This window comes from Nocardia sp. NPDC006630 (assembly GCF_040611495.1).
In the GTDB taxonomy this organism is placed as follows: domain Bacteria; phylum Actinomycetota; class Actinomycetes; order Mycobacteriales; family Mycobacteriaceae; genus Nocardia.
Genome location: NZ_JBEXOK010000011.1, coordinates 15,615 through 35,582, shown reverse-complemented (window position 1 = coordinate 35,582; position 19,968 = coordinate 15,615). Strand labels below are relative to the sequence as shown.

Here is a 19,968-nt window from a genome sequence, read left to right as displayed (position 1 = left end):
GCCGTGAAATTCAATACGAAGTCCGTTGTGGGGCCGCTGGCGCGCCTCGTGGCCACCGCACAGAACGGGCTCGAGGTGATCCGGTTCGGGGGACTGGTTCACGACATCGAATCCTCGCCGTACGAGATCGTCGAGCGAAAGCGCACCTACCGGCTGCGGCACTACTTCCCCGATGCCACTGCGGCATCCGCGGCGAGCGCCCCTTCGGACCGACCGGTCGCATTGCTGGTGCCCCCACTCATGGTCACCGCCGAGATCTGGGATGTGAACGGCTCGGACGGGGCGGTCGGCATTCTGCACGAGGGCGGAATCGACTGCTGGGTGGTCGATTTCGGCTCACCCACCACCGAGGAGGGCGGCTGGGACCGCGACCTCGCCGACCATGTGCTGGCCGTCAACAGCGCCATCGAGACCGTGAACGAATTGACCGGCCGCGGCGTGCATCTCATGGGTTACTCGCAGGGCGGCATGTTCGCCTATCAGACCGCGGCCTATCGCCTCGGCAAAGGCGTGGAGTCCATCGTCACCTTCGGCAGTCCCGTGGACGCGGTGGCGGGCATGCCCTTCGGTATTCCCTACGGACTCGCGCAGGGCGCGGCCGATTTCCTCGCCGACCATGTGCTCAACCGGCTGCCGATCACCGATTCCATGGTGCGCCTGGGCTTTCAGGCACTGGACCCGGTCAAGACCGTCAAGTCCCGGCTGGACTTCCTGCGCCAGCTGCACGACCGGGAGGCCCTGCTGCCCCGGGAACGGCAGCGCCGCTTCCTCGAAGCGGACGGCTGGCTCGGCTATCCGGGGCCCGCGCTCACCGATCTGCTCACGCAGTTCATCAAGCACAATCGAATGATGCTGGGCGGTTTCGTCATTCGCGACCAGCCCATCTCGCTCGCCGATCTGAAATGCCCGATTCTGGCGGTGGTCGGCGAGGTCGACGATATCGGCCAGCCCGCCGCGGTTCGTGGCATCGTGCGCGCGGCGCCCAATGCCGACGTGTACGAATCCAGCGTGGTAGCAGGACATTTCGGGCTTGTCTCGGGTTCCACCGCCACCAAGCAGACCTGGCCGCAGGTGCGCGACTGGGTGAATTGGCTCAGCGGTCGCGGCGAATTGCCCGAGCAGATCCAGCCCATGAGCCACGAGGTGGCCCGCAAGGGGCCGACCACCGGACTGACCCGTGCGGTGCACGCCGTCGGCAGTCTGGCCGAGGCCGGCGCGGAGCTCGGCAAGGCCATCGAGGGTGTGGCCGGGCAGACGCTGCGCGGCACCGTCGAACTCTCCGGCGAGGCGGCGCGTGCGCTGCCGCGGCTCACCCGGCTGGGCATGATCCAGCCGCACACCCGAGTTTCGCTGGGCCGCCTGCTGTCCGAGCAGGCCCGGCGCGGCCCCGCGCGCGAAGCGTTCTTGTTCGAGGACCGGGTGCATACGCATGCCGCGGTCAATGAGCGCATCGACAATGTGGTGCGCGGCCTCATCTCCGCCGGTGTGCGCCCTGCCACCCGGGTCGGTGTGGTCATGGAGACCCGGCCCAGCGCCCTGGTCGCCATTGCCGCGCTCTCGCGGCTCGGTGCGGTGGCGGTGCTGCTCGCGCCCGGTAGCGAACTGTCCAAGATCGTCGAATTGACCGGCGCCAAGCTGATTGTCTCCGATCCGGAGAACCTGGGTGCCGCGGCCGCTACCGGCCGCCGGGTCCTGGTGCTGGGCGGCGGCGATGCCCGCGCGCTGGATATCCCGCAGGACTGCGTGGTGACCGATCTGGAGCAGATCGATCCGGCGCAGGTGACGGTGCCGTCCTGGTATCAGCCGAATCCGGGCCTGGCCCGCGAGCTGGCGTTCATTCTGGTCACCGGCACCGGCGACCGCTTCGATATCAAGTATGTGACCAATCACCGCTGGGCGCTGTCCGCGTTCGGCACCGCCTCCGCCGCCGATCTGGGCCGCGACGACACGGTGTACTGCCTTGCGCCGCTGCACCATTCGTCCGGTTTGCTGGTGAGTCTGGGTGGCGCGGTGGCCGGTGGCAGCCGCATCGCACTGGCCCGCTCCCTGGATCCGGCGCAGTTCGCGGCCGAGGTGCACCGCTACGGCGTCACCGTGGTCACCTACACCTGGACCATGCTGCGCGACATTCTCGACGCCGACACCTTCCCCAACGGTCATCCGCATCCGATCCGCCTGTTCATCGGCTCCGGTATGCCGGCCGGGCTGTGGCGGCGGGCGCAGGATCGGTTCGCTCCGGCGCGCGTGCTCGAGTTCTACGCCTCCATCGAGGGGGATGTGGTGCTGGCCAATGTGTCCGGCGCGAAGATCGGCAGCAAGGGCCGTCCGGTGCCCGGCACCGCCAAGGTCGAGCTCATCGCCTACGACGCGCTCGCCAACGAGATCATTGTCGAGGATTCGGGTTTCGCCCGCCGCTGCGCCGATAATGAGGTGGGCCTGCTCATCGGCACCGTCTCCGATACCGTCGACCTTTCGGCCGGCGGGTTGCGCGGCGTCTTCACCCCCGGTGATGCCTGGATGCCCACGGAGAACCTCTTCCGCCGGGACAGCGACGGCGACTACTGGCTGATGGACCGCAGTGACACCGTGATTCGCACGACCCGCGGCCCTGTCTACACCCAGCCGATCGTCGATGCCCTCAACGACATCACCGCCGTGGACCTGGAAGTCGCCTACGGACTCCCCGCGGGCAACCGCACTCTGGCTGTCGCCGCCGTCAGCATTCGCGAAGGCCACCGCCTGAGCCCGAAGGACGCCACCGAGGCCCTCAACCACCTGGCCCCCGACCAGCGCCCCGACCTCATCTACGTGGTCGATGACATCCCCCGCAGCTCTACCTACCGACCTTCCACCCGCGCTGTCCAGGCCGCGGGCCGCCCCCAGCCCGGCGACCGAACCTGGTGGCACAACCGCGAATCCGACACTTACGAAATCCTCACCCAGGACATCGCAGACCGCCTGTTCGCTTAGTTCGAACCGCTTCGCCGCACGACCGAAGCCGAAAACCGCCTTTGCCGACAATTCGGCAGAGGCGGTTTCCTCTTCCAGTCTCCGGACTGTGCGGTCGGTACGATCGGTGAGGTGAATCCCCTCGCAGCGCGCGTGTTGTCCACTGTCGCCGGTCAGCTCGGCAATCCACACGGATTGCTGGGGAAGGGGACCGCGGTGCTGCTCAATCGCACCAATCGGTTTCTGATCGCTGAGGCAGTGCGGGCGGCCGGGTCGGAGGTAGGGGAGACCGTCGCCGATATCGGGTTCGGTGGAGGTGTGGGGATTTCGCTGCTGCTCGAGCAGGTGGGCCCGACCGGGAATGTGCACGGAATCGAGATCTCGCCGGACATGCTGACCCGGGCCAGGTCCGGGTTCTCGACTCAGATCGCGGCCGGACGGTTGAAGGTGGATGAAGGCTCACTGACCGCGCTCCCACTGGACGACGCAAGCCTGGACGCCGCAATCACCGTCAACACCATCTACTTCGTCCCCGACCTGGACCAAGTCTGCGCAGAACTCGCCCGAGTCCTGCGCCCACACGGCAAGGCCATAATCGGCATAGGCGACCCGGAAACAATGTCCCGAATGCCCTTCACCCAGTACGGATTCCACCTCCGCCCACTCAAAGAAATAATCGCAGCCCTAGAAGCCTCCGGCCTCACAGTAGAATCCCGCCCCACCCCCCACAAACCAATCCCAGGCCACCTCCTGATAGCCCGCCCCAAGACCTAACCCGAACCATATTCGAGCCCTTGGCCTTTGAGCTCTTGTCTTTTCGTGTTTTGTTCTCGAGAACGGCACCACAGCCGGTCGACCCGGCTGGTACCGCAGGTAGTACTCCCAACTGCGGAAGGTGGGCCGGGTACGTCTCCCCACGTGCCCAGCACGGCCATCTCGGGCTTTGCCCGCACCCTCTTGCAGACCAACCCTGTCCGGGCCGCATGCAACCCAGGTGCACCGACGGTTTCGGTATAGAAGCCGTCGGTGCACCTGGGTTGCTTGCGCCGAGAGGCGGTGGTGGGTTTCTGGGTGCGGGCAGGGCCCGGGATGGCCGTGCTGGTGACCTCGGGTGGGGTACCCGATTTACCTTCCGGGCCAAGGAGATACCTGCGGTACCGGGCGGAAGACTGGCTGTGGTCCGGTTTCACAGACAAAGACGAAAAGACCAAAGATTCAAAGACCAAGACGCCTGGAAACAAGGGATCGAAGAACACGAACCCGCAGGATCATGTCGGGCAACGACCTGTAGCACCGACAGGATGATCCTGTCGGTGACACCAGGGGCGGGAAATCTATTGTCGCGGTGGGGGTGTGATGGCCCGGCGCAGCACCCGATACCGCACCGGCGACAACCCCGAGGCATGACACACCCCGCGCGGCCGCAGCGACGGCGGAGCCTCGGTCAACAACTCGGCCGGGTGATGCAGGTGATTGACCCGCGGAGTCCGGGACGGATCCACATGCGCCGGAGCGATCCACGCCGTCCGGCCCGGAAAGTCCGAATCCGCACCGAGTTTGATCGTCTTCCACCCGCGTGGCCCATCCTTGACCAGGGCGTGGCAGTGATCGCACGCCAAGGTCAGGTTCTCGATATCGGTCGGGCCGCCCTTGCAGAACTCGGTCACATGATGAGCCGCAGCCATACTCGCCGGAGCGCTGCACCCCGGGCGCGTGCAACCACGCTCGGTCGCGATCAACGCCAGCCGCTGTGCCGGGTTCGCCAACCGGATTTCCCCGATATGCAGGGGCATCCCGTTCTTGTTCTTCACGAGGATGAATGTCTTGCAGTGGCGGGCCATCATCTTGACCGCGTTCTCGACCGGCACCTGGCCGCCGGTGGCCAATGTCGCTACCCCCGCAGCGCGTTCGACGTCCTCGATGTCGATGGTCATGATCGTCGACACCGGCAGCCCCCGGTGGGAACCGAGTTTGGCGGGGTTGAAGTCCGGGTGCAACACCGCCAGCAACGCATCATGCTGGCGTTGGGCCTTGCTGCGCTCGTCCCGGGCCGCGCACGCTTCCAGCACCTCCCGCGGCACCGGGTGGTCCTCATCCTCGACCCACGGGCTTTCCTTATCGGCCGGGTTGCACATACCGGGGCGCGCGAGCTTGGCCATGACAGCATCGAATGCCGAGCGGGCGTCGGGGGTGAGCTCGACGGTGAGGGTGGACATCAGGTCGTAGCGTTGCGGGCTCAGAACCGCGCTGCGCTGGTTCTGCCGGTCAGCGTCTTCGGTGAGTTTGCCGTCGGGGTCGAGGTAGCCCAGGATCATCTCCCCGATCCTCGGCAAATGCGTCGGATCCAAGGCACGAGCCTGGAAGGCGAGCTGCTTCTCGGCGTAGGCGCGGGCTTCGGGAGCGACCTTGCCGGGCAACCTGTTCATCACCTGGCGGATGACCCGCACATGATCGAGGGAGATCGCCCCCTCATCGAGGGCTTGGGCGGCGTTCGGCAGGACCGGGGCCGGGTCGGGCTCGTCCCCGACGCGGTGCCACACCGCGAGATCCTCGGCGGTGCGCCACCGGTTGATCGCATCCCCGTGCGAAATGTGCAGCACCGATTGCAAATACAACGCCGGGCTACCCGAACCGTTGAGAGCGGGCAGCGACCGCGCGCAGGCTTGCACGATCAGATCCCGTTGCACCGACGCCAACCGGCGGGTGCTGGTCTCGATCTGCTGCATCAACGCCACAATGTCGGTGTCGGACACCGGAATCAACGACAGGGTGGTGAGGGATTCGACCGCAGCGACCAGTGCGGCTGCACCGGTCGCGATTGCGGATTCTCCCCCTGATTCCATGCCTTTATTCTACTCCGCGAAAACAGACCCGGAAAGGTGAATTCCGTTGTGATATAAGGCTATTCAGAATACTCGGATTTTATCTTTCAGCTCTTCTTGTTTTGTTTCTTCTTGTCCAGGCGTCTTTGTCTTTGTTCTCTATCCTCAGACAGTGAAACTGGTTACGCCTTCGACAACCCGCGCAATCTGCTCTTCTGTGAGCCCAGGCCAAAGCGGCAGGCGCACAATGGTTCCGGAGAATTCCGCGCTGCGGACGCATGGTGTCGGGGTGCGTCCGAGCTTCAGTCCGGCCGGACTGGAATCCAGGGGGATGTAGTGGAATGGGGCTGAGATGCCCTGGGCGCCCAGGTGTTTGATGAGGTCGTCGCGGCGCGCCTCGGTGGGTACGCGGAGGTAGTACAGGTGGGCGGTGTGATCGCGGTCCTCGGGGACCGTCATCAGGCGGACGTCGTTGCGATCCGCCCACTCCGGAAGAGCGGCGGCGTACGAGTTCCACACTCGGTGCCGATTGGCCTGAATGGTCTCGAACTCCGACAACTGCGCATCCAGCACCGCCGCATTGAGCTCACTCGGCAGATAGCTCGACCCGATGTCCTGCCACGAATACTTGTCCACCGCGCCCCGCAGGAACCGCGCCCGGTCGGTCCCCTTCTCCCGCACGATTTCCGCACGCGCCATGAGGATTTCATCGGTGAGCAAAAGCGCCCCACCCTCACCGCAGTGCACATTCTTCGTATCGTGGAAACTCAGCGCGCCCACGGTGCCGATAGTCCCCAGCGGCCGGCCACGCCAATGCCCGCCGAGCCCGTGCGCATTGTCTTCGATGAGCGCAACGCCGTGCGCGTCCGCGAGCGCCTGCAGCCCTTCCATATCCGCCGCCACACCGCCGTAGTGAATGATCACCACGGCCTTGGTGCGCGGGGTGATGGCCGCGGCCACCGACGCCGGATCCAGGTTGCCGGTCTCGAGATCGATATCGGCGAAAACGACTGTCGCCCCGCGCAATGCCATGGACGTCGCCGTCGAGGTGAAGGCGAAGCTCGGGACGATCACCTCGTCATCGGGTCCGAGTTCCAGTAGCAGCCCGGCCATTTCGAGCGCATGCGTGCACGAGGTGGTCAGCAGTGCGTACGGCGCAGAGGTGATATCGCGCAGCTTCGCGGTGGCCGCCGCGGTGAACGGGCCGTCGCCGTGGCTGTGGTCGGAGGACAGCACGGCCTCCACATTCGCCAATTCGCGCGTGGCGCGGAACGGACGGCTGAAGATGATGCGGTCAGTGCTCACCCGGGTCGATCCCCCTCGTTCCTGCGTTGCTGTACTGGAAATCCTGTGCCGAAACCGGTTGCGCCGGGCGCGGCGTCGGCGAATCTACCGTCAAATACAGCGGTTTGCCCACGAGCACGTGTAGCGCCACACCCAGATACTCGGCGATCAGGCCGAGTGAGAACAGCAGCGCGCCGGACACCAGCAGCAGCACCGTCATGAGCGAGGCCCAGCCCTGCGGATCGTCGCCGCTGTCGGTGAGCGCGTGATAGACCACCCACGCCGCCATCACACCGCCCGCGAGCGCCAGCGTCACGCCCAGCATGCTCACCAGCCGCAGGCCGCGAGTTCCGCTGCACAGCACCATTTTCCAGAACAGCGAGAACAACCGCCGGTAGTTGTACCCGGACTCCTCGCGGCCCTCGGCGCGCAATTGCACCGGCACCTGCGCCACATCGCTCACCACCCAGGTGAGCGCCACATCCAGATACACGCCGTTCGACGCCACCTGCGCCAGCTGCCGCGCGATATCGCCGCGAATCAGCCGGTAACTCTCGAACCGGGTGGAATCGGGGAAGGCGAACAGGGTCGCCAGCACGATCTTCGCGCCACGCGAGGTGATATTGCGCAGGAAGCCGTGCGGCCGGGTATTGACCGGCTTGGAGTACACCAGATCGGCGCGCTCCCGCATCGCCGCGTCCAGGAATTCACCGATGAACGCCGGATCGTGCTGTCCGTCCTCGTCCATGGTGACGGTCCAGTCGCCGCCCGCGGCCGCCATGCCCGCGATAGTCGCCGCGTCCTGCCCGAAATTGCGGCTCATCCAGACCACGCGCACCTGCGGGTAGGACTGCTCGAGTTCCTGCAGCACCACATCGGAGCGATCCGGGCCGTGATCGTGCACGAGGATGATCTCGTCCACCTGAAACTTCGCACCGGCGGGCGTGGTGACCGTCCCGCTCAATTTGTCGAGTTCGGTGACGAGCGCCGCAATGGTGTCCTCGCCGCGGTACACCGGTACGACCACGGACACGGCATGCACCCGCGCTTGTCCCGGAGGACCGGCGGTGACGCTCGCATCGGTACGGGGCCGAGGGGCGTGTGCGGGGGGAATCGGCATCAGCTGAATCGACTTTCGATGACGGTGCGCGCCGGTACTTCACGCCGAACGACAGAGCCCGAGCCGCGCTGAACTCTAACACGGTGCAGGTAGCAGCTTTCGGGGCAGCGGATGATCACCACAACATCATTGCCGCACAGCCTGATGCCAGCCAACGCGACGCCCTGTAGGGTCTGGAACTCGTGGTGGAAAGTGCATTTTCGACGGTGGCGGAGACCACCGGACCCGAGCCCGAGGAGCGCTCGGCCAGGCGCGAGGTGTACCGCTGGGGCTTCGTCACCGCGATCGGTGTGACGCTCGGGTATATAGCGGTGCTGCTCGCCAATGCCCGCCACTTCTACACCGATGACACCGAATCCCAATACAGCGGACTATGGGTGTTCTTCGGTCGCGCCTTCCGCAACGGCGACTTCCCGCTGCTGCGCCCGGAGCAGTGGATGTCCGGCAACTACACCAATGAGGAGGCGGGGCTTTTCAACCCGCCGCAGCTGCTGATCGATCTGATCGCGCCCTCGGTGCCGAACCTCGCGGTCTACGCGACCATCGTCAAGGTGATCTTCGCGATCATCGCCGGACTCGGCGTGTACCGAGTGTGCCTGGCCTACAACAGCCGCCCGCAGTGGGCGGCGGTGGCGGGCGTCGCCTTCCCGTTCACCGGCTTCTTCCTGTTCTTCGACGAGGCCAGCTGGTTCACCGCAATGACGGGCACCGCGTGGATGATTCACGCGTGGGCCTCCTCGGTCCGCTATGCGCGCGGCAAGGGCGGGCCCATCCCGGTCTTCGTCTTCCTGTACCTGGCCATCTCGGTGCAGTACGTGTTCCCGGCGGTCGAATCGGCGATCATGCTGGTCGCCGTCGCGGTCGGTGAACTGGTGTGGCGCGGCCGCGCCTCCTGGATGCCGCTCGCGCGCCTGACCGCGGCCGCCGCCTGCGCGGGCGCGGCGGGTCTGATCACGTTCCTGCCCAGCATGCTGTCGGCCCAGGTGAGCTGGCGCGGCAATTCGCAGATCAATAACGACCAGTTCCTGACGGTGCCGTGGTCGGAATCGCTGAATGCCAGCCTGCCGAGCACGCTGCCGGCGTTCAACTCGTGGTGGGGCTATGTGCAGCCGCTGCCCATGGTCTACATCGCCTGGTTCCTGATCCCGGCGCTGGCCTTCGTGGATTGGCATGCCGCCCGCGCGCAGTGGAAGCAGTTCACCTCGCTGGCGCTGTTCGCGATCATCATGCTCATGTGGACCGCCGGGCCCGGCACCATCGGACCGCTGCGCTGGCCCGCCCGCGTCCTGCCCATGCTGGCGCTGGGACTGCTGGTGCTGGTGTGCGTCCTGCTCGGCCGCTTCGGCACCGTGCGCGGCTGGCGCAATCGCACCATCGCGGCTGGAGTGCTGATCCTGGCGCTGTGGGTGCGCACCTTCTCCGCCGATCCGCACGATGTGCTGTGGCATGTGCTCTCGGCGGTCGTGGTGGCGCTGCTCGGCGCGGCCGTGGTGTGGCTGGCCCGCACCCGGGGCCGCTCGGCCGCGGTGGCGCTGACCATTGTCGCCATGTTCCCGATCGCCTACTTCCAGGTGGCGGGCGTGCAGCCCACACCGATGTCGTGGAACCTGCCCGCGAACCGGGAGGAGGCCAAGGCCGCATTCCCGAAGTTCCAGGGCGGCACCACACTTCAGCTCGGTGATCGCGGACTGCTGCAGCCCGCCGACAAGAGCCTCGAGGGTGCGTACGGGTCGCTGGTCTGGGGCAACTACGCCAAGGACCTGGAGCAGAACTACGTCAATGGCTATACGCCCAACGGCTACTTCTACTTCGGCGAAATGCTCTGCATGATCTGGGACGGCGGCGTCTGCCCCGACTCGTACCGCCGCATGTTCACCCCCGAGCCGACCACCGGCCGCACCCTCGCCGATCTCATGCTGATCGACCGAATCGTGCTGCAGAAGGCCATGTTCCCGGACGCCGGCGATCAGCCCGCGCCGGACGGCTGGCATTTTGTGGAAGCGCCCGGGCACGAGAAGTACATCTGGGTCCTGGAACGCGACAACGGCTTGATCTCCACCGTCAACGGGCGTATCGGTGATGCCCGCAATGTGGACGCGACCTCGATGTCGGAGACCGACGCCACCAGCAAGGTGCGTGTCTCATCGCAGACCGGCGGGCGCATCGTCTTCGCCCGGCTCGGCTGGCCGGGCTACCGGGTCACCCTGAACGGCAAGAGCATCCCGTTCACCACGGTCGCGAAGTCCTTTGTCGCCGTGGATATCCCGGCGGGCACGTCCAATGCCGAACTCGAACTCACCTGGCGTCCGCCGGGCTGGAAGATCGGAATCGGCGCGGCCGCCGTGGGTCTCGTCGGTCTCGGCGTCCTGGAATGGCTCTACCTCCGCACACGTCGCCGCGGTGACGACGGCGGCGAGGATACCGACCTGCCGGACCTGGTTGATCCGGACCCGAAACGCGAACTCGTAGACTCGATTTCGTGACCACCACCGACGGCTCGATAACCGCCTCCGAAACTGCCGTGCCCGACGGGCCGGGCGGGCCGGACGGGGGTGCCGAGCGCGGCCGGGGCAGCGTGCCGGACAGCAGGGCAACGCCATCGGACCGCAGGGCGACGTTGCCGGAGAGCGGTGCGACGTTGCAGGAGGGCCGGGCGACTTCGCCGGTCGGCAACGCGACTCTGCCGGACGGCAATGCGACAAGGCCGGTCCGCGATATGACGCTGCCGGGTGCCGAAATCGATTCGGGGCAGCTCGCTGCGTTGGAGCCGGACGGCGCTCCGGCCGGGCCGCTGCTGCGCCTGGTGCGCCGGCAAGAGGTCGCCTTCGCCCTGGTCGGCGGGCTGAACACGCTCATGGGCATGGTGCTCACCATCGTCTGGCTGACCGTGCTCGAGGGCGTGGTCTCCAAGGATGTGGCCGCGGCGCTCTCGGTGGCGCTGGCCTATGCCGTCGGCATGGTGGTGGCCTTCGTCATGCATCGCACCCTGGTCTTCCGGGTGCGCGGGCACCTCATGCGGGACTTCGTGGCCTTCGTCGGCGTGAACCTGGTCGGCATGGTGCTGAATATGGCGCTGCTGCAATTCGCCGTCTCGGTACTGCACACGCCGAGCAAGCCCGCCGCCGTCGTGGTCATGGGCCTGGTCGCCTTCGGCAGTTTCTTCGGACATCGGCACATTTCGTTCCGCCGCAGCCCCCACGATGCGGAGCTCACCCCGGCGGACCGGTAGGTTGTCGATCATGTCGGAGGAAACCCTGGACGCCACCCTGCTCACCCTGCTCGCCTGCCCCCAGGACAAGGGCCCCCTGCAGCTGGTCCGCGACGACCAGGGCGCGACGGTGCTCTACAACCCCCGCCTGCACCGCGCCTACCCGATCGACAACGGCATCCCGGTCCTGCTCGCCGACGAGGCCCGCGACGTCAGCGACGAAGAGCACCTCACCTTCATCGCCCAGGACTGAGCCTCCGCTCAGCCCGGCTTCACGGAGCGGCAGTGAGCACTGTCGAGCCGCATCCGTCACCGTGCTTGCTTTCTCTGCTCCGGGCTTGGTCGTTTTGCCTTGTCAGGCTGAGTTCTGCGGCCGGACAGGGGGATCGGTGACCGATTTGCGCCGAGACGAGACGCAACCGGTGGCATAGTCTGCGGCGGTGAGCACTTTTCCGCCGCCTGGTTCGTATCCGAGTCCATATGGCCCCGGCGGATATTCGAATAATCAGCCGCAGCCGTGGGTACAGGCCCCGCCTGGCGGAGTTCCGAATGCTCCGGTCGGCGGACGCGTTGCGGATCGGGTGACCGCAGGTCTGCTCGGCTTCGCAGCCGTGCTGTTCGTCGTCGCGTCATTTCTGACACTGATGACGTTCGAGTCTGGTGGACAACCGACTATCGATCTACCGTCCTACACCTCGCAGTGGCGGCCATGGGAATTCCATAGTTCTGTCCCGCTGGGCCCCGGACCGCAATCGCCCGGGCAGGTACTCGGGATCGGGTTTGTACTCGCGGCGGTCGTGGCCGTCGTGGCGGCAGGACTGCTGCTGGCCGGGCTCGGCACGCGTAGCCGGCGGGTGCGTGGTTTGGGTGCGGCAGCGGCGGGTTTGGCCGTCGGAGTGAGCCTGACCCTGACATTCGATATCGGTACGCAGCTGATGGTTGTCGGCGACGACACGCACGCCACATTGGGGCCGGGCTACTGGGCGCTCATCGTCACTCTACTGGTCTCCGTTGGCGCACTTGCGAGTTCGTTCACCGCACTTGCCACGTCGCCTTCTGCTCACGCACCGCAGCTTGACCTCTACGGACGGCCGAGGAAGCCGGGACCTTCGGGTCTGGATGTGACCGCGGGTCTGCTGTCGACGCTGTTCTCGGTGTTGCTGATGGCCGGTTCCTTTTTCAAACTGCTCGGCGGTTTCGACATGACCACGTGGTGGATCTCGGATGACACGCAATTGCAGGGTGTGCCACTGGTCATTTCGGCTGTCACCGCGGTCATTGCCGCGATCGTCTTGTTCACCGGTCGGGCCGGGTTCGGACGGCCGCTGGCATCCGTCGGTGCCGCACTGGGTTTCGCCTCCGGTGGGATGTTGGTCCTGGATGTGGTGGACCAGCAGATGCTGAACAACACCGTCACGTTAGGTGGCTTCGGAGCTGGCTTCTGGCTGTTGATAGCAGGCGGATTGGTCGCACTGGCGGTCCTGGTACTGACGGTGCTTACGACCTCGACTGGTCCCCGTGCCGGTGTTGTCCCGCAACCGAATCCACAGTGGATGCCGCAGGGCGGCTATACCCCCGACATGCCTCAACAAGCCGGATTCACTCCTCCGCCAGGAGGGTTCGTGCCGGGCGGGCCGCCTCAGGGAGGTGTGCCACCGCAAAGTTGGGGTGTGCCGCAGCAGCTGCCGCAGGGCGACTATGCGCCCGGCATGCCTCAGCAATCTGGGTTCACGCCTTCGCCGGGAGGGTTCGTGCCGGGTGGGCCGCTTCAGGGAGGTTCACCGCCACAAGGTTGGGGTGTGCCGGGCAGCCCGCAGCCGGGTTGGGGTGCGCCGCCGCAGCAACAGGGTTGGACTACACCTCCGCCGCAGGGTCCGGCTACGGAAGATCGCCGGTGAAGTAGCGCTGCAGGGTAGGGCCTACGAGGGCGGCGAGTTCGTCTACCGGCATGGAGGCGATGGGCTCGATGCGGAGCAGTTTGCGGGTGACCATCAGGCCGGCGAGCTGGGAGGCGGCCAGGACCGAACGCTTGGCGCCGGTGCCGGGGGGCGAATCCACCTTGGGGCGAATCTCTTTGAGGACGATGTCCAGGATGAAGGTGCGTGCCAGCGCGGGGTCCGTGCTGCCCAGCTGGCTGCGGAAGGCGGCGATGACGGGGGTGCCGACGGGGGAGTCCCAGAGGCCGACAACGGCTCGGACTACGGTCTCGCCCAATTGATCCGGTGGTGTGGCGGCGAGTAGTTCCAGCACCACCTGCGGGTCGAAGGGCAATTCCAGTGCCGCGGCGAACAATTCCCGCTTGGTGCCGTAATAGTGGTGCACCAGTGCGGGATCCACGCTCGCGGCGGTGGCGATGGATCGGATCGAGGCCTGCTCGAATCCCACCTCGGCGAACCGCACCCGGGCGGCGTCGAGAATCGCCTCCCGGGTGCTGGACTGACCGGGCCTGCGCCCGGTGCGGGCATTGCCGTCGCTCATGCGGTGCGCCGTCGTAGGGTCGCCGCACCGAGACCCAGTGCGACAGCGGCGAATCCGGCGACCACCGCGAGATCTCGCCACATCAACCCGGTGACGCCGGTATGCGCGGACACCTGCTGCAGCGCGTCCACCGCATAGCTGAGCGGCAGCACATTGCTCACGGCCTCCAGCCAGCCGGGCAATTGCCCGCGCGGTACCAGCAGCCCGCACAGGAAGAATTGCGGCAGCACGATCACGGGCATGAACTGTACGGCCTGGAATTCGGTGCGCGCGAACGCACTTGCCAGCAGTCCCAGTGAGACGCCGAGCACCGCGTCGACCACCGCGATGAGTACCACCAGGAACGGACTACCGGCGGCCTGCAGATCCAGCAGCCAGAACGCCACCCCGCAGGCGATCGCGGCCTGTGCTCCCGCCGCGATGGAGAAGGCGGTGCCGTAGCCGGCCAGCAGATCCAGCTTCGACAATGGGGTGGTCATCAGTCGCTCGAGTGTGCCCGAAACCCGTTCGCGCTGCATGGCAATGGCGGTGATGAGGAACATGACCACGAACGGCAGTACCCCGAGCATGGTGATTCCGACCCGGTCGAACAGTCGCGGTGCGCCCGGCATGACCGAGTAGTTCTTGTACACGAAGTACAGCAGCGTCATGAGCAGTGCTGGCACCAGCAGAATCATGGCCACGGTGCGGGGGTCCGCGCGCAGCTGGCGCAGAATGCGCACGGTGGTGGCGATATAGCAGCGCAGCGGTTTCGGCCCGGCCGGGCGCGACAGGGTGGCGGTCACGACTTCTCTCCCATTCGGATCAGCGCGAGAAAGGCGTTCTCGAGACTGGATTCGCCGGTGTCGGCGCGTAATTCATCCGGACTGAGCTGCGCCAGCAGCCGGCCCTCGCGCATGAGCAGCAGTTGATCGCAGTGCTCGGCCTCGTCCATGACGTGACTGGAGACGATCAGTGTGCGGCCCTGCTTCGCCAGCGCGTGGAACTGCGTCCACAGATCGGCGCGCAGCACCGGGTCCAGCCCGACGGTCGGCTCGTCGAGGACGAGCAGTTCCGGATCCGAGACCAGCGCACACGCCAGCGATACCCGGGTCCGCTGCCCGCCGGAGAGTTGATTGCCCCGATTCCCCGCATGCCCGCTGAGCCCCACCGCCGAAATCGCGGCCTCGACCTCGGCAGCCGAACATCCGTACATCGCACCGAAATACGAGACATTGTCGGCGACGGACAGATCGTCGTAGATGCTCGGCGCCTGGGTCACATAACCGACCCGCCGCCGCAGCGCGGGTGATCCGGCTTCGTCTCCCAGCACCCGCACGGTGCCGGCCGCGGTGAGCTGGGTGCCGACCATACAGCGCATGAGCGTGGTCTTCCCGCAGCCCGAGGGCCCGAGCAGCCCGGTAATGCTGCCCTGCGGCACGGTCAGCGAAATGTCCTGCAGTACTTGGCGTCCGCCGCGATCCACCCGCAGGTGCTCGATGGCTATGGCGGGCGATGAGCTCGGTGCCGTCACGGTCACCCTCAATTCATCGAGTGTTGAATTCACTACGTGATGAATTGTGCGCCGCCGCGCACCGGAGCGCAAGGCTCTCCCCACAACAGCCGCGAGGCACGGTGTAGGCCCGGCGATTTCGGTGTGGCGGGATTATCGGTGCCGGGGTGCCGGGGTGCCGGGGTGCCGGGGTGCCGGGGTGCCGGGGTGCCGGGGTGCCGGGGTGCCGGGGTGCCGGGATGCTGGGGTGCCGGGATGCTGGGGTGCCGGGATGCACTTCGATCGAACCGGCTGGTCGGGATGCCAAAGGGTGTGTCGCACCTCTACGCTCTGCTGCGTGAACAGTGAAAATCCCGGTGCCGTGGAGGATGCCGCCGAGGGCGGCCAATTGCGGGCCTCCACCCTGGAATTGTTCTTCGACCTCGTCTTCGTCTTCACCATCACGCAGCTGACGCACGCCTTCACCCACCATCCCGGTTGGGAGGCGCTCGGTCAGGTGGCGCTGATGTTCGGTGTCATCTGGTGGATGTACGCCGGATATGTCTGGCTCACCAATGAGGTGGCCCCCGACAGCTCCGGCCGGCGCACCTGGCTACTCATCGGAATGTTCGGCTTCTTCGTGCTGGCGCTGTCGATTCCGGGAGCGTTCACCGGATCGGGCTTGGCGTTCGGACTGGCATACGCGCTGATCACCATCGTGCACGCGCTGATGTTCGCGACCTCGGGCACCGACGGTGCGGCGGGAATTCGGCGGATCGGCCCGTTCAACGCGCTCTCGGCGGGGCTGGTGCTGGCGGGCGGATGCATTCACGGCTGGCCGCGCTATCTGCTGTGGGCGCTCGCGCTCGGGGTGCAGATCCTCTCGCCGTATCTGGTGCACGGCGGCGGATTCGTGGTGCGCGTCAGTCACTTCTGTGAGCGGCACGGCCTGGTCATCATCGTGGCGCTGGGCGAATCGGTGGTGGCCATCGGCACCGGCCTCGCGGGAGAAGACATCACGATCGGAATGATCGCCACCGTCGCACTCGGCCTGACCCTGGTCTACGTGCTGTGGTGGGCGTTCTTCGGGCTCGATGACGAACGCGGCGAGCACGCCCTGGACGCACTGCCCACGGTGCAGCGCACCCAGGCCGCCGTGGCCGGCTACGACTACGCGTTCTATCTGCTGCTGGTCGGCGTCATCATGACCGCCGCCGGGATCAGCATGACCATCGCGCACGGCAATGAAGCGGCGAGTAAGGCTGCGGCGCTGGCACTCTCGGGCGGTGTTGCGCTGTATTTCCTCGGGCAGGCCTTCTTCCGGCAGGTGCTGCGGCTGCCGCGCCCGTGGGTGCGACTGATCGCCGCGGGCGCGGTCATGGCGACCGCGCCGATCGGCATGGCCTGGGTGGCGTGGGGGCAGCTCATCGTGCTGGTGGCGGTCGGCTACGGGTTTGTCATCGCCGACGATCTGATGAGCATTCGCGAGGGCGGGGCGGGCAAGTATCTGAGCCGCTCCACCATCGTCGCGCGCCGCCCGCGAGAGTGACCAAACGCTGACGAATCCGCGGCACGCCGGACGCGAAGGGGCATAACGGCCCCGGCGCGTCCAGAATCGACAGCATGACCTGGAACCATATCGGGAAGGCATGACCATGCGGGTATTGCTGACGGGCGCTGCCGGTTTCATCGCATCGCATATTCACCGCGCGCTGGCGGATGCCGGGCACGAGGTGATCGCCCTTGATCTCATGCTCCCGGCCGCACACGGGGTCGCTGCGACTCCGCCGCCAGGCGTGCATCAGGTGGATGTGCGCGATCCCGAGGGCCTGGACGCGCACCTGCACGGGATCGATGCCGTCTGCCATCAGGCCGCCGTGGTCGGCGCGGGGGTGAGCGCTCAGGACGCGCCAGCGTACGCCGCCCACAATGATCTCGGCACCGCAGTCCTGCTCGCCGCCATGGACCGGGCGCACTGCCATCATCTGGTGCTCGCCTCCTCCATGGTGGTCTACGGTGAGGGCCGATACCGAGGCGTCGCAACAGATTTCGTGCCCGGACCACGTTCTCGTGCCGATCTGGATCGCGGCGTCTTCGACCACCGCGCACCGTCCGGCGAGCCACTCGACTGGACTCCGATCGATGAGGACGCGCCCCTGCGCCCGCGCAGCCTGTACGCCGCCAGCAAGGTCGCGCAGGAGCATTACGCCCTCGCCTGGGCCACCGCGACCGACTCGACCGTCACCGCCCTGCGCTACCACAATGTCTACGGCGACAATATGCCCAGGGACACACCGTATTCCGGTGTCGCCGCCATCTTCCGCTCGGCGCTGGAGGCGGGCGAATCCCCGCGCGTCTTCGAAGACGGCTGTCAGGCCCGGGATTTCGTGCACGTCCGCGATATCGCCGCCGCCAATGTGGCAGCCCTGGAACGCCCCCTCGACAGCTTCACCACCCTCAACGTCGCCTCGGGACACCCCATCACCATCAACGAGGTAGCCACCGTCCTGGCTGCGGCCTGCGGCGGCAAAGCCCCGGTCGTCACCGGCGAATACCGCTCCGGCGATGTCCGCCACATCGTCGCCAGCCCGGAAAAAGCCAGGCGCATACTGGGATTTGCCGCAACCATCACCCCGGACCGCGGCCTCACCGAATTCGCGACCGCACCACTTCGCGCTGCATCCGGCACAGGTGCCCCGACCTGGCGCTGACCGGCTAACAGCGGTCGATCCCTGGACTACGGTCTACCGAATTCGCCACCGCTCCGTTGCTTGCGGCCTCCGGCGCCGGCGCCCCGACCTGGCGCTGATCCGCCCCGTCATCCCGGCATGTTTTCGGCCGGGATCCACGTAAGCCGCTGAAGCTCGGGCAGTGTGGATCCCGGCCGAAAGCGCGTCGGGATGATGGGGCGCGGCTAGTTGGCGTCGCCGGCGGTGAGGAGGGGGAGGCGGACTTGGAATCGGCAGCCCTGCTCGCGGTTTTCGGCGCTGATATCGCCATTGTGGGCTTCGACCAGCCCGGCGGCAATAGCCAGGCCCATACCGCTGCTGCTGCCGAGTTCGGCGGCGGCGGGGGAGCGGGCGGAGGTGCCGCGGTAGGCGACCTCGAAGATGCGGGGCAGGTCGGTGGGGGCGATGCCCGGACCGGTGTCCTCGACCCGGGCCCAGGCGTGGCCGTCGTCGGTGCCGGTGGAAATGTCGATGCGCCCACCCGGCGGGGTGTGGGCGATGGCATTGGCGACCAGATTGGTGAGTACCCGGCTCAGCGCCTGGTCGCTGCCCGCCACCACGATCCGGTCCCCGGGTTGCCTGGCCGCCAGCGTGATTCGCGCGCGCATGGCGGTCGGCTGATTGGCGGCCAGCACCTCGTCGATGAGTTCGCGCAGATCCACCGGCTCCAGGGTGAGCCGCAGGGCGCCCGAGTTGATCTTCGACATCTCGAACAGATCGTCCACCATGGCGGAGAGTCGAGTGTTCTCGCGGACAATCTGATTCGCGTACCGCTCGATATCGGCGGGATTGTTCACCACACCGTCGGCCAGTGCCTCGGCCATGGCGCGAATCCCCGCGAGGGGAGTCCGCAGATCATGGCTGACCCAGGCCACCAGCTCGCGGCGCGATCGCTCCGCGGCGCGTTCCTGCTCCAGCATCTCCCGCTCCCACACCGTCGTTCGCGCCTGCGCCCGGCCCAGCAGAATGGCCGCGGGCACGGTCACGGCGGTGACCACACCGAGCACCACGGCGAAGCGCTCGAACTCGGCGGTGAACATGAGCCCACTCACCGCGACCACCCCGCTCAAGGTGGCCAGGGTCGGAATCAGCACCAGCACAGCCATACTCGTGGTCATGGTGCGATTGCGGAGGTAGCGCAGCAGTACCGCGCCGAGCCCCACCACCGGCAGCGATGCGGCCAGCGCATACCCGATCAGTCCCGGCATATCAGTCGGCACGGTTGTCCTCCTCGGCATCGATGCGACCCCAGGCGTACCCCCGGCCCCAGACGGTGTCGATGCGATGCGCCGCACCGAGTTTGGCCCGCAACCGCTTGATATGCACGGTCACCGTGGACTGATCGCCGAAACTCCAGCCCCACACCTGCGCGAGCAGTTCATCGCGGCTGAACACCCGCCGCTGATGGGCCAGCAGGAAGATCAGCAGATCGAATTCCCGGGCCGTCAGTTCGACCGGCGCGCCGTCGATGGTCACCACCCGCGCGGCCCGCCGCACCTCGACGCCCCCGCTGCGCAGCACCTCCTCCTCGACAACGGGCGGATTCGCGCGCCGCAGCACCGAGGCCACCCGCAGCGCCAGCTCGCGCGGGCTGAACGGCTTGGTCACGTAATCGTCCGCCCCGGCCTGCAATCCGATCACCCGGTCGTCCTCGTCCCCGAGCGCCGTCAGCAGAATGATCGGCGTCCCGGGCCGCGGCCCCGACCGCACCGCCCGGCACAGATCGATCCCGTCCGGCGGCGGCATCATCACATCCAGCACCGCCAGATCGATGTCATTGCGCGCCAGCACCGCAGCCGTCGCGGGCCCGTCCGCCGTCTCGATCACCTCGAGCCCGTCCCGCTCCAGATATCGCCGAACCACTTCCCGGACAACAGCATCGTCGTCGGCCACCAGAATGCGCATGA

The 19,968-nt window shown here is 66.8% G+C and carries 16 protein-coding genes; 8 read left to right on the top strand and 8 right to left on the bottom strand.

Features of this window, described 5'->3' with window-relative positions; genetic code table 11:
- Positions 1–3: 3 nt before the first annotated feature.
- Together ABZX86_RS30690 and ABZX86_RS30685 are read left to right on the top strand one after the other, a co-directional pair.
- Positions 4–2,970, top strand: coding sequence for an AMP-binding protein (locus ABZX86_RS30690; RefSeq protein ID WP_355128375.1), 2,967 nt, complete (start codon positions 4–6; stop codon positions 2,968–2,970).
- A gap of 111 nt (positions 2,971–3,081) precedes the next feature.
- Positions 3,082–3,723, top strand: a complete 642-nt coding sequence (locus tag ABZX86_RS30685) for a methyltransferase domain-containing protein (protein WP_355128373.1) — start codon at positions 3,082–3,084, stop codon at positions 3,721–3,723.
- Between the two features lie 560 nt (positions 3,724–4,283).
- Here ABZX86_RS30685 and ABZX86_RS30680 read toward each other — a convergent pair.
- The 3 genes from ABZX86_RS30680 to ABZX86_RS30670 form a co-directional block, all read right to left on the bottom strand.
- Positions 4,284–5,792 carry a DUF222 domain-containing protein gene (locus ABZX86_RS30680; RefSeq protein WP_355128371.1) on the bottom strand — a complete coding sequence of 503 codons (1,509 nt, stop codon included), beginning with the start codon at positions 5,790–5,792 and terminating at the stop codon, positions 4,284–4,286.
- A gap of 144 nt (positions 5,793–5,936) precedes the next feature.
- Entirely contained in the window at positions 5,937–7,076 is a 1,140-nt protein-coding gene (gene rffA / locus ABZX86_RS30675) for a dTDP-4-amino-4,6-dideoxygalactose transaminase (protein WP_355128369.1), read from the bottom strand.
- Positions 7,066–8,097, bottom strand: coding sequence for a glycosyltransferase (locus tag ABZX86_RS30670; protein ID WP_355128942.1), 1,032 nt, complete (start codon positions 8,095–8,097; stop codon positions 7,066–7,068). The genes rffA and ABZX86_RS30670 overlap by 11 nt, the downstream gene beginning before the upstream one ends.
- Positions 8,098–8,432: 335 nt before the next feature.
- Between ABZX86_RS30670 and ABZX86_RS30665 the strand changes: the two genes are divergently transcribed.
- The 4 genes from ABZX86_RS30665 to ABZX86_RS30650 all read left to right on the top strand — a co-directional run bounded on the left by ABZX86_RS30665 (position 8,433) and on the right by ABZX86_RS30650 (position 13,281).
- Positions 8,433–10,658, top strand: a complete 2,226-nt coding sequence (locus ABZX86_RS30665; protein ID WP_355128940.1) for a hypothetical protein — start codon at positions 8,433–8,435, stop codon at positions 10,656–10,658.
- Entirely contained in the window at positions 10,655–11,404 is a 750-nt protein-coding gene (locus tag ABZX86_RS30660; RefSeq protein WP_355128367.1) for a GtrA family protein, read from the top strand. Before ABZX86_RS30665 ends, ABZX86_RS30660 begins: the two co-directional genes overlap by 4 nt.
- Before the next feature lie 10 nt (positions 11,405–11,414).
- Positions 11,415–11,636 (top strand): Trm112 family protein, encoded by a 222-nt coding sequence (locus ABZX86_RS30655; protein WP_355128365.1) that lies wholly within the window; start codon positions 11,415–11,417, stop codon positions 11,634–11,636.
- Positions 11,637–11,964: 328 nt separating this feature from the next.
- The gene (locus ABZX86_RS30650) at positions 11,965–13,281 is read left to right on the top strand and encodes a hypothetical protein (RefSeq protein WP_355128363.1); all 1,317 of its coding nucleotides are present in this window, start codon (positions 11,965–11,967) and stop codon (positions 13,279–13,281) included.
- Here ABZX86_RS30650 and ABZX86_RS30645 read toward each other — a convergent pair.
- From ABZX86_RS30645 to ABZX86_RS30635, 3 genes are read right to left on the bottom strand one after another with little or no spacing between them, the layout of a single operon-like run.
- The gene (locus ABZX86_RS30645; protein WP_355128360.1) at positions 13,262–13,861 is read right to left on the bottom strand and encodes a TetR family transcriptional regulator; all 600 of its coding nucleotides are present in this window, start codon (positions 13,859–13,861) and stop codon (positions 13,262–13,264) included. The two genes, ABZX86_RS30650 and ABZX86_RS30645, sit on opposite strands and share 20 nt — an antisense overlap.
- On the bottom strand, positions 13,858–14,646 hold the full coding sequence (locus tag ABZX86_RS30640) for an ABC transporter permease (RefSeq protein ID WP_327140754.1): 789 nt from the start codon (positions 14,644–14,646) through the stop codon (positions 13,858–13,860). Before ABZX86_RS30640 ends, ABZX86_RS30645 begins: the two co-directional genes overlap by 4 nt.
- Positions 14,643–15,374 (bottom strand): ABC transporter ATP-binding protein, encoded by a 732-nt coding sequence (locus ABZX86_RS30635; protein WP_355128358.1) that lies wholly within the window; start codon positions 15,372–15,374, stop codon positions 14,643–14,645. The genes ABZX86_RS30640 and ABZX86_RS30635 overlap by 4 nt, the downstream gene beginning before the upstream one ends.
- Before the next feature lie 316 nt (positions 15,375–15,690).
- Here ABZX86_RS30635 and ABZX86_RS30630 point away from each other — a divergent pair, with 316 nt between their 5' ends.
- Both ABZX86_RS30630 and ABZX86_RS30625 read left to right on the top strand, forming a co-directional pair.
- A complete protein-coding gene (locus ABZX86_RS30630; RefSeq protein WP_355128356.1) occupies positions 15,691–16,881 on the top strand; it encodes a low temperature requirement protein A in 1,191 nt (396 codons plus the stop codon).
- A gap of 100 nt (positions 16,882–16,981) precedes the next feature.
- The gene (locus tag ABZX86_RS30625; protein WP_355128354.1) at positions 16,982–18,043 is read left to right on the top strand and encodes an NAD-dependent epimerase/dehydratase family protein; all 1,062 of its coding nucleotides are present in this window, start codon (positions 16,982–16,984) and stop codon (positions 18,041–18,043) included.
- Between the two features lie 203 nt (positions 18,044–18,246).
- Here the strand turns inward: ABZX86_RS30625 and ABZX86_RS30620 are convergent, their stop codons facing one another.
- Positions 18,247–19,281 carry a HAMP domain-containing sensor histidine kinase gene (locus ABZX86_RS30620; protein ID WP_355128352.1) on the bottom strand — a complete coding sequence of 345 codons (1,035 nt, stop codon included), beginning with the start codon at positions 19,279–19,281 and terminating at the stop codon, positions 18,247–18,249.
- On the bottom strand, positions 19,271–19,966 hold the full coding sequence (locus tag ABZX86_RS30615) for a response regulator transcription factor (RefSeq protein WP_355128350.1): 696 nt from the start codon (positions 19,964–19,966) through the stop codon (positions 19,271–19,273). Before ABZX86_RS30615 ends, ABZX86_RS30620 begins: the two co-directional genes overlap by 11 nt.
- Between the last annotated feature and the right edge of the window lie 2 nt (positions 19,967–19,968).

What these genes read in the sequence shown, in the direction of transcription:
- ABZX86_RS30680 (WP_355128371.1), bottom strand. Translation starts at nt 5,792, where the DNA reads ATGGAATCAGGGGGAGAATCCGCAATCGCGACCGGTGCAGCCGCACTG.
- ABZX86_RS30655 (WP_355128365.1), top strand. Translation starts at nt 11,415, where the DNA reads ATGTCGGAGGAAACCCTGGACGCCACCCTGCTCACCCTGCTCGCCTGC.
- ABZX86_RS30645 (WP_355128360.1), bottom strand. Translation starts at nt 13,861, where the DNA reads ATGAGCGACGGCAATGCCCGCACCGGGCGCAGGCCCGGTCAGTCCAGC.
- ABZX86_RS30625 (WP_355128354.1), top strand. Translation starts at nt 16,982, where the DNA reads ATGACCATGCGGGTATTGCTGACGGGCGCTGCCGGTTTCATCGCATCG.
- ABZX86_RS30615 (WP_355128350.1), bottom strand. Translation starts at nt 19,966, where the DNA reads ATGCGCATTCTGGTGGCCGACGACGATGCTGTTGTCCGGGAAGTGGTT.